Below are 14,861 nucleotides of genomic sequence, written 5' to 3' on the forward strand. Positions count from 1 at the left end.
AAGATTACTAGATTTGGGGGGATGGACTTGATTGGTGTATGGAAAGGTGGGTTTAAGAAAAATAAAACAGAAATTATAACCCAGCAAACTGCAAATGAAGATCAGAAAATAAAATCTAGATTTAATTTAATCAAACATAATGAAAAAATTCTTTTAAACAAACTGAATGTAAGAATAGAAGATTCAAATAATCAAGTAGAAAATCTAGTAAGAATTATTGAGGGGATATCAAAGAGAGTGGAGGAGCAAACAAAGTCAATTCTAGAGGTAGTATCTGAAATCAACAATTATTCAGCAATGGCACAGCAACTAAGTGCTAGCTCAAGTATGTCATACCAAACGGCTCAAGATACTTTAGGGGTAGTAGAAGAAGGTAGTAATGCTGTAAATAATACAATTCAAGCTATGAATGGAATAAATGAATCAATTTCATTTGTAATGACAGAAATAAATGGGCTTAAAGTTAGTACTGCGCAAATAGATAATATACTAAATATCATTAAAGATATAGCAAGCCAGACAAATTTATTATCCTTAAATGCTTCAATAGAAGCAGCTAGAGCAGGAGAAGCTGGTAGAGGTTTCGCTGTTGTTGCAAATGAAGTTAAAGAACTAGCCAATAGAAGTGCAAAATCAGCAAATGAAATATCCGAAATAATTAAGAATATTAATACCAATGTAAATAAAACAATTAATGCTATTGAAAAAAGTAATGAGAAGATAAATGAAGGTTCAAATATTGCAGAGAAATCTAATTCTTCATTTAGGAAAATTGAATCTGCTATACAGACATTGATTGAAACTATTAACGAAATAAATAATGCAATATCTGCTCAGACAAATAGCCTTGAAGCTATAGTGTTTTCTACAGATGAAATGTCGAAAATTTCTGAGAAGTCTATGTCTATGGTAGAAAATGCTTTAATGAACACTCAGTTTACCAAGGCTGCAATATCTGCTCTTGGACAAGTTTCTAGTTTGCTTAATGATATGACAAAAGAACTAATTAATGAAACAAGCCATACAGAAAAGGAATTAATCACTATAAGATGCAATCTTGCAGAGCCTTTAGCCACTACGGATCCAGCAGTAGGAAATGCTATGGAAAGTATTAGATTCCTAAGTAATATTCATGCTGGATTACTGGCTACTAGCGAGACAGGAGATGTACTACCGTTTTTAGCAAAGAACTGGTATGTAGAAGATGATAATTTAACTTGGGTATTTAATCTTAGAAACGATGCAACATTTCATAATGGTAAAAAGGTAACTGCAAAGGATGTGAAGTATTCCTTAGAAAGAATGCTTTCACCACAGCTGGAATCTCCTAACACCTGGTTTATAGACTATATAGAAGGTGCTAAAGATTTTATGGAAGGAAAGGTTAATGAAGTAATTGGTATCAAGGTATTAAATGAATTTCGATTATCAATTAAGCTATCCATACCTTTTAATGGTTTTTTACTATCCATATCTCAATATTGTTGTGCAGTAATGGATTCAGAAGAGTTGAAAAAAGGTAATTTAGTAGGCTGTGGAGCTTACAAACTAGTAGATTTAAAAGACAATGTATATAGACTAGAGGCATTTGAAAATTATATAGGTGGAAGACCATATTGTGATGTTATAGAGGTAAAAAGTGGTGATGAAAATGCACTTGATAGTTTCATCAATGGTAAATATGATTTCTATATTATCAAGAATAAACGGGATCTAGAAAGTATTAAAGCTACTAACTATTACAAAAACTTCAAAGCAACTGATCTATTAGCTACATTCTATATAGGATTTAAAACCAAGAATATTGACTCACCTTATACTAGAAAAAATGTTAGACAAGGAATTAATCATGCTATAAATAAGAAAAGAATAATAAACGAAATGCTAGGTGGGCTTGCTTCTGAAGCAAAATGCATGATACCAGATGGATTAGTACCTAATGATCATATTAAGGGTTATGATTACAATCCTGAAAAGGCAAAAGAAATTCTTAGAAGAGAGAAAGTAAATCTAAATCACCCTTTGAATATTCTTTGCGGAGAAAATATTAATCCTGTCTTAAAGTTTATTGAAGAGGATTTAAAAGAGGTTGGAATTACATGTAAATACACTAAGGTATCTAATCAGGAGTATTCACAGTCATCTAAGCTTCAGAAGGGTTATGATATATTTATGTATGGTTGGGTTGCAGATTCCATAGAGCCATCATCCTTTATAGAGCCTTTATTTTCACCAAATAGTGTTTCTAATTTTAGTGGTTATGAAAATCAAGAGCTAATGAAATTACTTGAAATGGCAAAATATGCAGTGAACCCTATTAAAAGAATGGAGTTATATAAGGAAATTCAAAGGATAATATCCGAGGACGCTCCGTGTATTCCTTTATATCATCCCCAAAATGGTATCTGCACTTTAGATGGGGTTATTAATATTAGATTATCACCTTTAGGCATGGTTAAATACGATAATATCATTAGAGAAAAATAAAATTGAGGAGATGTCTCAAAATAGAACTTGCTTCTATAGAGATATCTCCTTTGCTTTTATTAAAAATTACATATGTAGTAAAGCTCACAAATAATTTGACTTAATAAGAAAGGCAATATAATATTAGAATTAGAAAATATTAGCATAAAAGTTAAGGATGTGATGATCTTGAATAAAAGACCGCAGGTATTAGAGCTTTATTATGTTAGAGCTATAGCTGCCTTTGGTATATTCACAATACATGCTACTGGTGGTTTTGCCTTATTTTCAGAATTTAATAGTAATGCTATGCATATAGGGATGTTTTTAAATCAGTTTTTTAGATTTGGAACACCTGTATTTATGATGGTTTCTGGATTTGTGCTTTTTTACAACTATAGGACTCCAGAAGAGTTTAATCCAACCAGATTTTATAAAAAGAAAGCTACATTTTTAATAATACCATATCTATTATGGTCAATAGGATATTTGCTATTTTCTAAATATGTGTACAATGCTTCTATAGCCTATGAAAGACCCTTAGAGCTTGTTAAAAACATACTATTGGGAAATGCATTTTCACATTTATATTTTATCTTTCTTATAGTTCAGTTTTATATTCTTTTTCCTTTGCTAATCAAATATTTATCGAAAAGTATGATTAATAAGCCATTTAAGGTACTTACATATTTAGCTATTTTACAAGCTTTAATACTAATATATGAATTTTACTTTAGAAAACCTACTAATATAGGTATAATTAACTTTATAAATACATACTATTGGAAATCGTTTTTGGGATGGTTCTTCTATTTTATAACAGGTGGAATTATTGCGTATCATTATGAAAAGTTTGTGGAATTTATAGAAAAGAAAATAAAGCCAGTAATATTTGCTTATTTTATATCTCTAGTACTATTCTTAGGAGAAGTTTATCTCGATATTTACATAAATCAAGGAAGGGATTATTTTGAAAGATATGGCTCTATAAGGCCAATGAATATGCTGTATGGAGTTATGACATTTGTAGTTCTAATATGTCTCACAAGAAAAATAAAAGATAAAGATAATTCTTTAGTGAAGTTAATAAAATCCTTTGGAACATATTCACTAGGTGTATACTTTGCTCATCCGATGGTGTTAGAATTTGTTAAAATCAGTCTAATGTCTAATTTCCCTAACCATATAGGATATGGCAGATTAAGCTCTGCAATAATAATCATTGGATTAGGCTGGACATTAACTATGTGCTTATGCTACTTCTTTGCATTATTTAATTGGAGATGGCTGTTTATAGGTAAAGTTCCTAAATTATTAGCTAATAAAGAAAAAGCTGCAAAAGCAGCATAACCCTAAGCTCCCTGCTAAATATTAGCTAGGAGCCTTTTTATATTTAATAATGGTAGGTTATTGAAGAGCAAATGAAAAATTGATAATATTAATAGAGTGTCAATTGTATGGTGTTTGAATTTAAAAAAGAAGGTGAACTATGAAGAATAAAAGTAAAAATTATATAATTATTTCATCTATTGTAGCCTGTATTATGCTTTATTTTATTGAGCAAGTATTTGTAATGAGTTATTTTATTAAGACTTTATGTAAAATACTTTTTTTCACCATCCTACCATATATATACATACGTTTAATAAGAAAATCCTATTTATCAAATAGAATCAAGATTAATAAAAAGGATTTATATATAGGAACAGGCTTGGGTATATTTTGTTTTACAGTCATTATAGCTGTATATTTTATTTTGAAGGAAGTCATAGATTTAAACAATATTGCTAATGAACTGCAGACTAAATCTAAGGTGAGTCCAAGTAATTTTCTTATGGTGGCTTTATATATAACCTTTGTTAATTCATTCTTAGAGGAGTTCTTTTTTAGAGGATTTATATTTTTGAATTTATATGAGCTTGGCTTTAAAAAATTAGCTTATATATTCTCATCAGCTTTATTTGCTCTATATCACATAGGCATTTTTAGGAATTGGTTTAACATATGGCTGGTAATACTATCCATATTTGGGCTTGTTTCAGTAGGATTTACTTTCAATTATATAGATACAAAATCCAAGAATTTTATTAATTCATGGATAGTCCATATATTAGCTGATGCAGCTATTATGTTGATTGGAATGAGAATGTTTGGGATGCTATAGATAGGTAAGTGAACTTCAACAAGCATTAGATACTTAATAGAACAATGGCAATTAAAATATTTGAGGACTAAGGAGGTCGTATTTAGCTTATGCCCAGGAGTGATTTCGTAAAAAGGATAATCTGTATTTCTCTACTAATCATTACCCTATTGTTTCTAACTAGCTGTAAAGAAGTTAAAAACAATATAGACCTATCAGAGTCTATAAATACACCACAAGAGATTATAGTAGCTAAAAGTTCTAATTACATAATTCCTCAAGAAAGCACTATAGAATCAAGGTATTTACCCATAGAAGGTTATAAAAGAGTAGAAGTAGAGAAAGGCAGCTTTGGAGAATTCTTGAGAAATCAAAATTTAAAACCCTATGGAGAAAAAGTCTTGTATTATAACGGCAGAGAAAAGTCTTCAACAGGAGTTTATGATAGTGTAATTGACGTTGAGATTGGAAGTAGAGATCTTCATCAATGTGCTGATGCTATTATGCTTTTACGTGGAGAGTACTTGTATTCAATTGAAGCTTATGAAAAAATAAACTTTAACTTCGTATCAGGCTTTAAAGCTGAGTATAAAAAATGGATGGAGGGCTATAGAATCAAGGTAGAAGGAAATAATGTAAGCTATTACAAAGCAACTGAGCCATCTAATACATATGAAGATTTTAGAAAATTTATGGATATGGTATTTGCCTATTCAGGAACCTTATCCTTAGAAAAAGAGCTTCAAAGCGTTGATATAGATGATATGGAAATAGGAGATATTTTCATAATCGGAGGAAGTCCAGGTCATGCAGTTATTGTTGTTGATATAGTAGTAAACCATGATAATGAAAAAATATTTATGCTGGCTCAATCCTATATGCCAGCTCAGCAAACACAAATACTTATTAATCCTTTGGACGAAAATATAAGTCCTTGGTATTCTCTAAAAGATTGCGAAAAATTAATAACACCTGAATGGGTATTTGAATTGAATCAATTGAGAAGATTTAAATAAAAGGCTATCGTAAAAAGGGGGTAAAGTTCCCCCTTAAGTTAAATTCAGTCTGTTAAATGCCATTGAATGAGCTAAACATCTATTTTTCTTTTATATATTCCATTTTTTCTTTCCATAAGGCCAAACCCTACTAAATCTCTTCTTATTGTGCAAAAATCATCATGAAAATCAGAAATTATTAGATTGATTTCTTTTTCTGTATAATTTCTATCTTTCTCAAAACTTTCTACTATTCTTTCTAGTACGATTTGCTTCTTTTTATTTTGCACAGGTATTTCTATTAATTTATCATATTGGAAGAAAGATTGTATAACCTTATCCCTGTATTTTTGCTCTCTTTTCTTTAATATATCATCTTCTTTTCTATTATCCTTTATTAATTCCTTAAGGTTCATTGAAAATATTTTTTCGTTTAAACTATAAATTGTATAGTATTGTTCTTTTTTTGAAGATACTATATCAGCATCCATTAATTTTTTTAGATGAAAAGATACGGTTGAAGTAGATAGACTAAGTCTTTCAGCTAGTAGTTCAACATACATAGGTTCTATCATTAAACTATTTATAATCTTTAATCTTGAATTGTCAGATAAACATTTAAATATTTTTATTGAATCCAATTATATCACTCCTAATCGAGGCTAATTTGATTATAGTACTCTTTAAATTTACTCTTTAATTCTTCTGCTTCTTGTATTTTTATATTTTCTATGATTGACTCTTGTTCTTTCCCAAATTCTATTGCTTTAAGTTTATTTGTATGCCAAGGAGTAGTTATTTTATCGAAATAACTTAGATACTTTTCTTTTAAAGCTTCGCAATTATTAGCAATACTAATATTAAACATTTTAGAAAATATATCAACTATATTAAGCTTAATTTTTTCTAAGTTAGCCTCATCTATACGTTCTTCCTTCTGCAAATTCTCAATAAGAAATTTTATATTACTTTGCTTTTCCTTTAAGTAAGTTAAATAAGATTCCTTTAGCCAATTTATATCTTTCATGCTATCCCTCCTAAATATGTTTAGTTATTTTATAAAACTATTTTATACCATTCAAAATATTATTTCAATAGATATATAATCAAATTATAAAAAATGTTTCTATATACATAAAAATAGATTGCTTTTATTATACTTTAATGTTAAAATATAATTCGATATACATCAAATTAAAATAATTAGGAGGGAGTAGTATGGATTTTATAGACCTTATTCCAAATATTTGTGAAGGATTTCCATTTAAAAAAGGGGATTTTGTTTTATTAAATTTCTGGGGCGATAATGAAGACCTAGAAATTTTAGATTTAATTGCAGAAAACTTAAGTAAAAAAGGAATTGTTCTTTTTAAGAACCATTCTTCAAAAAAATTTTTTGAAAAAATAATTCTCAATTTAATCAGAAGCGAAGAAAAGGTTCCTAGTGTATATTTTGAGTTTCTATCTTCTTTTGAACATGTAGTAGATATATTTATGTACACACCAAGCTTACCAAAGGGGATATCAAAAGAAGAGATTCCTATGTTTAGGGAATATTTATCTGAATTATTTAATTCATTGACTAATAATAAGAAATATTATATACAGCTAAATGTGCCTACAGAAATAAATGCTTTAAATGCTGGTATAGAATATAACATTTACAAAGACTCATTATGTAATGCTTTATCTGTAGATTTTTACGAATTGAAGAAGGCCTGCAAAGATAGGGTAGAAAATCTCAAGAATAAGAAAAGCATTGAGATATTTACAGGGAAAAAATACTTGTTAAAGTTAGATATTAGTAATAGACAATGGTATGTAGATGATGGTTGTGGTGATTTCCCACCAGGAGAAATCTATATTGCACCTATAGAAAGTAACAGTAATGGAGAATTGCTAATTTCTCAAATTATCTTAAATGGGCAGAAATATGAGAAAGTGCTCATGACTTTTAGAGATGGGCTTCTTGTTAAATGTTCTTCAGTGCAACTTGAGAAATTCTTTAATTCCTTACCAGAGAACCATAGAATTCTCTCTGAGTTTGGTATTGGGCTTAATCCTAGAATTAAAGAATTCATAGGCTTTACATTGATTGATGAAAAGGCTTTAGGAACTTATCACATAGCCTTAGGAATGAACCACCTTTTTGGCGGGGAAAATGAATGCTCATTCCATATGGACTTTGTGTTTAATAGTGATAAAGTAAATTTTATTTAATCTAATATTTTTCATTATTATGGAACTTTCATTTTTAATAATACGTCTTAAATATAACTATTAGATTAAATGGGAGGGTTTTATGTGAAAAGGAGTATAAGTTTATTTATAACTCTATTAATGCTTCTTACTTTTGTTTTACCAGTAAGTGCTCTTGAAGGTTACGACAAAGAACTAGAAAGTGCTATTAAAAAAGCGAAAACACTATTTAATATTACAAATGATTTCGATAAATTTGAATACCACATTAATGGTAATTCGTCTACAATCGAGTATTATTTAAGATGGTATGATAGCACAGAAAAATCAGGGGGATTAGAAGTAACTATTGACTCTGATGGAATGGTGAAGAGCTATTATAAATATAACTATAATATTGAAAGGGATAATAATGCTCTTCCTAAAATCAATAAAGAAGACGGATTAGAGATTGCAAATAATTTCTTAAAAAAGGTAAATCCTGAGCTATTAGATAAAGTGAAATATATAGAAAATAGTGAACCTTTAAATGTCTATGCTAGAGTTTATTACTACAATTATTATAGATTAGAAAATGATGTACCTTTCTATCAAAATAACATATATGTGAATGTAGACAATACAACTGGAGAAGTACAAAGCTATGATTGCTATTGGGATAAAAATCTTAAATTTGATGATAAAGATGTCATAATTGGAATAGAAGATGCGAAAAAAGCCTATGCTGATAAAATAGGATTAAAGCTAGTATATAAGCTTGAATATGGTAATAGAGAATATACTCCTTATATAGTTTACACAAGCTTAAATAATGATAAAGCAATTGATGCAAAAACTGGAGAAACTATAAGCTTTCATTATTATTTAAGATATGGATATGATCGAGAAGTTGCTAATGAAATGGCTAAAGGTAAAGCTGATGATAGCATAAGTCTTTCTCCTGAAGAACTAGAAGCAGTGTCAAAGGCTAAGGATATAATTAGCAAGGAAGAAGCTGAAAAAACTGCAAGACAGATTTTGCAAATTGGTAGTGAATATAAGCTAAATAGCATAAATCTATATACTGAATGGTACAATAAGAATGATTTTGTGTGGAATATGCATTTTGGAAATAAAGAAGATAGTAGTATTAGTATATCTATAGATGCAAAAAATAAAGAACTTAAAAACTTTTATAAATATATTCCTTATTCAGAAAAAGAGGCTGTAAAATACGATAGAGAACAGCTACAAAATAAAGCTGAAGAATTTATTAAGAAAGTACAAGGAGATAAATTTAATTCAATAGAACTTATGGAAATAGACGAGCCAATATTTAGACCATTATCAGAAGAAAAGCCTAGACAACATTATTTTTCATTTATTAGAAAAGTAGGTAATGCATATTTCCAAGGAAATGGATTTAACTTAAATATAGATGCAGTAACAGGCGAAATCACAAGCTATGATTATAATTGGTATAAAGGTCAGCTTCCATCAGCAGATAAAGTCATTAAGCTAGATGAAGCATATGATATTCTATATAACAGAATAGGTATGGAGCTTCAGTATATGAAGGATGAAAATGTACCATATGATGAGCAGGAAAAAGAGCAAAATGCTAAGCTTGTTTATGTTATAAAAAAAGATAAACCACTAAATATAGATGCCTTTACAGGAGAACTCTTATACGGATTTAATAGGCCATATAAGGAAAACACGGTTTCTCAATACAGTGATATAGAAGATAGTTATGCAAAATTGCAAATAGAAACATTGGCGAAGTATGGAATTTCACTTCCTGGTGATAAATTTAATCCTAAAGAAAATATAAAACAAAAGGATTTTCTATATTTGATGTTAAAAGCTAATAACTACTATTATGATATCTCTGACAAAGACAAAGATTTTGTTGAAAAGCTGTATAAGTATCTAATTAATGAAAAGATAGTTAAAGAAAATGAAAAATCACCTGAAGCAACAGTTACTAGAGAAGAGGCTACAAAGTTTATTGTAAGAGTGTTAGGATATGAAAAAGTAGCAGATATAAATGATATTTACAAATTAAGCTTTAAGGATTCTGACAAGATAACTTCAGAGCTTAAAGGATACGTTGCAATAACCACGGGCTTGGGAATAATTGAAGGAGAAAATAATAGTTTTAATCCTAAGGCTAATATGACTAGAGAGCAAGCAGCAGTTGTGATTTATAATTTACTCAATGCAAATTAATTAGAGATAGAATATTGTAAAGCTATATGCAACCAATAGAGTTAGTTAGAATTAAAAATCAATAATTGAGAATTATAACCTCCATATAATGTCATGTAATATGAGATCCTTCGCTAGGATTTTGTCGCCTTGAAATCTAGCGAAGGATTTCTTTTGCTATTGACAAAAAAACATCATTCTAATATACTAAGAGTGATTAGAAAACTTAATAGTTTCAGGGTGCTTCTATAAAGAAGTTAAAAGGGAAAGAGGTGTAAATCCTCTACAGCCCCCGCTACTGTATACAGGGATGAAATCTTCTGTTGTCCACTAGGAAACTGGGAAGGAGAAGAGAGTAAAGTGATCTGTGAGTCAGGAAACCTGCCATGAAACCAGCAACTAACTGTTCCGGAGGGGAGCATGTTAACTTCATTATATGAAATTAACACATAGGGCACCCTATGTGTTTTTTTTATGACCTAACCCGATTGTTTCGGATGCTTTTCCGAAAGAATCGTAGGTAGGTCAAACTGGGCGAGCACCAAATTTATGTGAGCGATAGCGAACAAATAAATTTGTGTAGCGAGACTGTGGAAAATGACCTACTTTAAATCTAATAGAGAGGTGATACATTGACAAAAAATATAATGCTTCAAGGAACTGCTTCATCGGTAGGTAAAAGCATATTGACTGCAACACTATGCAGAATATTAAAGCAAGATGGCTATAAGGTAGTTCCATTTAAATCACAGAATATGTCTTCGAACTCTATTCTCATAAAAGGTAATAAGGAAATATCTATAGCGCAGGCTATGCAAGCAGAGGCTGCAATGATAGAGCCTACTGAAAACATGAATCCTATATTGTTAAAACCTATGAGTGATATTGGCAGTCTAGTAGTATTAAATGGAGTGCCTTATAAAAACATGACTGCATCAGAATATCATAATAAAAAAACAGAACTTAAGGGCATTGTAAAAGAGGCCTATGATAAATTAGCTTCATCCTTTGATGCAATAGTAATTGAAGGAGCAGGCAGCCCAGCTGAAATTAATCTACGAGAAAATGATATTGTTAATATGGGTTTGGCAGAATTAGTAGACGCTCCAGTAATCCTTATAGGAGATATAGATAGGGGTGGAGTGTTTGCATCAATATATGGCACTATTATGCTAATGTCAGAAAGTGAAAGAAAAAGAATAAAGGGTTTTATAATAAACAAGTTCAGAGGTGATGTGGAGCTATTAAAGCCAGGAATTAAGATGATTGAAGAGCTAGTAAATAAGCCTTGTCTTGGGATAGTCCCTTATATGCAGGTGAATTTAGAAGAGGAAGATAGCTTAGTTACTAAGAATGATTATAATGAAGGGCAAAAAACAGTCCAGTCATTAAGCATGAACCAAGAAGGGACTAGTTTAAGTCTTCAACAGGAAATTAGAGAACTAAGAAACAAAGAATTTGAAAGACTTGCAGACACAGCTAGAAAGAGTGTTGACATAGAAAAGATTAAAGAAATAATGGGGATTTAAAATGATTAATAGTATTATCTTAATTGCATCAATAGCATCAGATTATATTTTAGGAGACCCACCTAATTGGCCTCATCCAGTACGTTTCATAGGGGCAGTTATAAAAAAAATCGAAAAGCTTATAAGAAGTATAAAAGGACTGGACTTAAAAGTAGGAGGTTTTATATTAACTGGGGCAACTATAACTATTGTTTTATTATCATTTACCCTAGTACTAGATGTAGCAAAATTAATTCATCCATTATTAAAAACGGTCCTAGGAATATACCTAGTATATTCCTTATTAGCTGCCAAATGTCTAGAAGTAGAGACTATGAAGGTATACAATGCCTTAGAATCAAATGACATAGCAAAAAGCAGACAGATGCTGTCTTACCTAGTAGGAAGAGATACTAGCCAATTAAATACCGAGGAAATTATAAGAGGTGCTATTGAAACTGTAGCTGAAAATACCATTGATGGAGTTCTCGCTCCCCTCTTTTATTTAGGAATAGGCTTATATTTCAATATTCCAGTTCAAGCCATTCTTTTATATAAGTCAATAAATACTCTAGATTCTATGGTGGGATATATGCAGGAGCCTTATACAAAGATAGGTTATGCATCGGCTAAACTTGATGATATTGCTAATCTGATACCTGCAAGACTTGGAAGTATGTTGATGATATTATCTGGAACGGTTTTGGGATATGATGGTAAAAAAGGGCTAAAGATACTTATGAGAGATAAAAAGAATCATAAAAGCCCAAACTGTGGATACCCAGAATCAGCAGTTGCAGGACTTCTTGAAATACAGCTTGGCGGTACAAACACCTATTTTGGACAAGAGGTGTATAAACCAACAATAGGCGACGCTCATAAGGAGTTAAATCCAGACCATATTAAAGATACTATAAAAATAATGTACGGAGCAGAACTAATTTTGGCAGCTTGTATGATAATTATATTGAATATAAACTAAACTTATTTACTAAAGAAAGATAAAAATTATTTATGCTCATCTAAATACAAGGAGAAATGCACAAATGAACAAACACGGCGGATATTATGGGAAAAATCACCAAGAAGTAATGGATTTTAGCGTTAATATAAACCCTCTAGGAGTGCCTGAAACACTTATAGAAAATCTCAAAAAAGAGCTTGAAGAAATGGTAAGATACCCTGAAATAGACGGAGCAAGTGGAAAAGAAGTCTTAGCTCAGCACTTGGGCCTAAAAAATGAAAATCTTATACTAGGCAATGGTGCAACAGAGCTTATATATTTATTTGCTAGAAGTCTAAAGCCTGAAAAAGTGCTTATTGTAAAGCCTACATTTACCGAATACAGTAAAGCTTTTAGGCTGGTAGGAAGTAGTATATATGATTACTATACTAAAGAGGAAAAGGATTTTGCTATACAAATAGAAGAGCTTGTTTCTAAAATAGATGATATAAAGCCAGATGTACTAGTTATCTGTAATCCTAATAATCCCACTGGAGTGTTTACAGAAAGTAAAGAGCTAATCCCAGTATTAGATAAGCTTAGAGAAATAAATGCATATTTATTTATAGATGAATCCTTTATAGATTTCACTGATAAAACCTCATGTATTTCCCTCATTGATGAGTATAACATATTTATACTTAGATCAATGACTAAAATATTTGCAGTTCCAGGTCTAAGGCTAGGATATGGTATTGGAAGAGAAGCTATTATATTTAAACTAAATCAAATAAAAGAACCTTGGACATTAAATAGTCTTGCTCTTAAGGGTATACCAGTACTTCTAGATGATAGTAAATATTTGAAAAACACTCAAAAGTGGTATTCTGAAGAAAAAAAGTTTTTATACAATGAATTAAGGAATATATCGAATATCAAGGTAATTAAAAGTGAAACAAACTTTTTCTTAATCAAGCTTCTTAGATTTAATTCTGATTCATTAATAGAATACTTATTAAGCAAAAAAATATTCGTAAGAAATTGCGATAATTTCCAAGGGTTATCAGATAAATACATAAGGATAGCCGTAAGAAAGAGAGAAGATAATATTAAGATTATATCAGAAATACGAAAATATATGGGAAACGAAAACTCAGGAGGTAGACAAAATGAAAAAAATAACTAGATTATTATTAATAACAGTTTTAATAACAGCCTTATTCTCAGGACTAGTATTTGCATCGTCATCTAGCATCAAGATTGATGGAAAAACTAAATCTTTAACTACAGAATTAAAGGAAGGTAGAACTTTTGTAGCAGGAAGTAGCTTAAAAAGTCTTGGTTTAGACTTTACACTAAATCAAAGTATTGCAATAGTAAAAAATAAAGAAGTAGAGTTTAGATTTACACTAAATACGAATAAAGTTAAAGTAAACAATACAGACTTTACAACAGATTCAAAGTCATATAAGAATGGTCAAGAAGCATATTTGCCACTTAGATTTATTCTTGAAACACTAGGCTATGATGTTAAATGGGATAAAAGCATAAATGGAATAAAGGTTGATAAGCAAAAAAACATATCTTACCCTGTAACATTAGAAAGTAACGGAACTAAATATACTGTAGCAAAAGAGCCTAAGACTATAGTTTCTTTAGCACCAGACGTAACTGAGACATTATTTGCAATAGGAGCAGGAAGTAAGGTTAAGGGTAGAACTCAATATTGTAACTATCCGAAAAATGTTTCAGCTATTAAAGAAGTAGGTAATATGACAGAACCAAGTATTGAGACTATAATCGATATAAATCCAGATCTTGTAATAGCAGCTACCCACTATAAGGAAGAAGTACTGAAAAAACTTCAAACAGCTAAGATAGCAATAGTTGCTAAAGAATCACCAAAAACACTAGATGAAATGTATGATTATACACTTAAGCTAGGAGCTATTGTAAATAAGAACTATGAAGCAAGAGCATTAGTTTCAAGCATGAAATCAAAAGTAGAGACAGTGAAGATGTACACTAATAAAATTAAAAACAAACCAACTGCTTATTATGTAGTAGGTACAGGACAATATGGTGAGTATACTGCTGGAAAGGATACATTTTTGGCTGAGTTAATTAGAATAGCTGGTGGAATAAATGTAGCAGATGATGTGACAGGCTGGAAATACAGTTTAGAGAAGCTAATAGACAAAAACCCTGATATCATCATTGGAGCACAATTTTATTATGATACTATGAAGGGTAGTGACAATTATAAAATATTAAAGGCTGTTAAGAACAATAAATTTAAAGTTGTAAATGAAGATATTTTTAGCCGTCCTTCACCTAGATTAATTGAAGAAGGATTAAAGATTCTTGTAAAAGCATTTAATGACAATATAGGCAATAAGCTTAGTTTTTAAAATACA

Annotated in this window: 11 protein-coding genes, 1 pseudogene and 1 riboswitch; of the genes and pseudogenes, 10 read left to right on the forward strand and 2 right to left on the reverse strand. The window is 30.2% G+C overall.

Going from position 1 to position 14,861, the window contains the following annotated elements:
* Nucleotides 1–27: 27 nt before the first annotated feature.
* The 4 genes from ABV008_RS12615 (at nucleotide 28) to ABV008_RS12630 (ending at nucleotide 5,625) form a co-directional block, all read left to right on the forward strand.
* Entirely contained in the window at nucleotides 28–2,487 is a 2,460-nt protein-coding gene (locus ABV008_RS12615) for an ABC transporter substrate-binding protein (protein ID WP_352420186.1), read from the forward strand.
* A 168-nt stretch (nucleotides 2,488–2,655) separates the two neighbouring features.
* Nucleotides 2,656–3,816 (forward strand): acyltransferase, encoded by a 1,161-nt coding sequence (locus ABV008_RS12620; protein WP_352420187.1) that lies wholly within the window; start codon nucleotides 2,656–2,658, stop codon nucleotides 3,814–3,816.
* A 139-nt stretch (nucleotides 3,817–3,955) separates the two neighbouring features.
* On the forward strand, nucleotides 3,956–4,630 hold the full coding sequence (locus tag ABV008_RS12625; protein ID WP_352420188.1) for a CPBP family intramembrane glutamic endopeptidase: 675 nt from the start codon (nucleotides 3,956–3,958) through the stop codon (nucleotides 4,628–4,630).
* An 89-nt stretch (nucleotides 4,631–4,719) separates the two neighbouring features.
* On the forward strand, nucleotides 4,720–5,625 hold the full coding sequence (locus ABV008_RS12630) for a DUF4846 domain-containing protein (RefSeq protein WP_352420189.1): 906 nt from the start codon (nucleotides 4,720–4,722) through the stop codon (nucleotides 5,623–5,625).
* Between the two features lie 71 nt (nucleotides 5,626–5,696).
* Here the strand turns inward: ABV008_RS12630 and ABV008_RS12635 are convergent, their stop codons facing one another.
* Nucleotides 5,697–6,245: a DUF2087 domain-containing protein gene (locus ABV008_RS12635; protein ID WP_352420190.1), complete on the reverse strand. Its 549-nt coding sequence runs from the start codon at nucleotides 6,243–6,245 to the stop codon at nucleotides 5,697–5,699.
* Nucleotides 6,246–6,256: 11 nt separating this feature from the next.
* Complete coding sequence (locus ABV008_RS12640; protein ID WP_352420191.1) at nucleotides 6,257–6,631, reverse strand: hypothetical protein; 375 nt, start codon at nucleotides 6,629–6,631, stop codon at nucleotides 6,257–6,259.
* 191 nt (nucleotides 6,632–6,822) lie between these two features.
* Here ABV008_RS12640 and ABV008_RS12645 point away from each other — a divergent pair, with 191 nt between their 5' ends.
* From ABV008_RS12645 to ABV008_RS12670, 6 genes and pseudogenes are all read left to right on the forward strand, one after another.
* Nucleotides 6,823–7,824, forward strand: coding sequence for an aminopeptidase (locus ABV008_RS12645; RefSeq protein WP_352420192.1), 1,002 nt, complete (start codon nucleotides 6,823–6,825; stop codon nucleotides 7,822–7,824).
* An 84-nt stretch (nucleotides 7,825–7,908) separates the two neighbouring features.
* Nucleotides 7,909–10,014, forward strand: a complete 2,106-nt coding sequence (locus tag ABV008_RS12650; RefSeq protein WP_352420193.1) for an S-layer homology domain-containing protein — start codon at nucleotides 7,909–7,911, stop codon at nucleotides 10,012–10,014.
* Nucleotides 10,015–10,214: 200 nt separating this feature from the next.
* Nucleotides 10,215–10,396: riboswitch (cobalamin riboswitch) on the forward strand.
* 244 nt (nucleotides 10,397–10,640) lie between these two features.
* Nucleotides 10,641–11,363, forward strand: a pseudogene (locus tag ABV008_RS12655) (cobyric acid synthase); the annotation flags it as partial.
* Nucleotides 11,364–11,523: 160 nt separating this feature from the next.
* On the forward strand, nucleotides 11,524–12,483 hold the full coding sequence (gene cbiB / locus ABV008_RS12660) for an adenosylcobinamide-phosphate synthase CbiB (RefSeq protein ID WP_352420194.1): 960 nt from the start codon (nucleotides 11,524–11,526) through the stop codon (nucleotides 12,481–12,483).
* 64 nt (nucleotides 12,484–12,547) lie between these two features.
* Nucleotides 12,548–13,630, forward strand: a complete 1,083-nt coding sequence (cobD, locus tag ABV008_RS12665; RefSeq protein ID WP_352420195.1) for a threonine-phosphate decarboxylase CobD — start codon at nucleotides 12,548–12,550, stop codon at nucleotides 13,628–13,630.
* Nucleotides 13,614–14,855, forward strand: coding sequence for a helical backbone metal receptor (locus ABV008_RS12670; RefSeq protein WP_352420196.1), 1,242 nt, complete (start codon nucleotides 13,614–13,616; stop codon nucleotides 14,853–14,855). The genes cobD and ABV008_RS12670 overlap by 17 nt, the downstream gene beginning before the upstream one ends.
* The last annotated feature ends 6 nt before the right edge of the window (nucleotides 14,856–14,861 follow it).

It is taken from the genome of Proteiniborus sp. (assembly GCF_040308045.1).
Lineage (GTDB): Bacteria > Bacillota > Clostridia > Tissierellales > Proteiniboraceae > Proteiniborus.

Coding starts and splice junctions, on each gene's coding strand:
- ABV008_RS12625 (WP_352420188.1), top strand. CDS start 3,956: ATGAAGAATAAAAGTAAAAATTATATAATTATTTCATCTATTGTAGCC.
- ABV008_RS12630 (WP_352420189.1), top strand. CDS start 4,720: ATGCCCAGGAGTGATTTCGTAAAAAGGATAATCTGTATTTCTCTACTA.
- ABV008_RS12640 (WP_352420191.1), bottom strand. CDS start 6,631: ATGAAAGATATAAATTGGCTAAAGGAATCTTATTTAACTTACTTAAAG.
- ABV008_RS12645 (WP_352420192.1), top strand. CDS start 6,823: ATGGATTTTATAGACCTTATTCCAAATATTTGTGAAGGATTTCCATTT.
- cbiB (WP_352420194.1), top strand. CDS start 11,524: ATGATTAATAGTATTATCTTAATTGCATCAATAGCATCAGATTATATT.
- cobD (WP_352420195.1), top strand. CDS start 12,548: ATGAACAAACACGGCGGATATTATGGGAAAAATCACCAAGAAGTAATG.
- ABV008_RS12670 (WP_352420196.1), top strand. CDS start 13,614: ATGAAAAAAATAACTAGATTATTATTAATAACAGTTTTAATAACAGCC.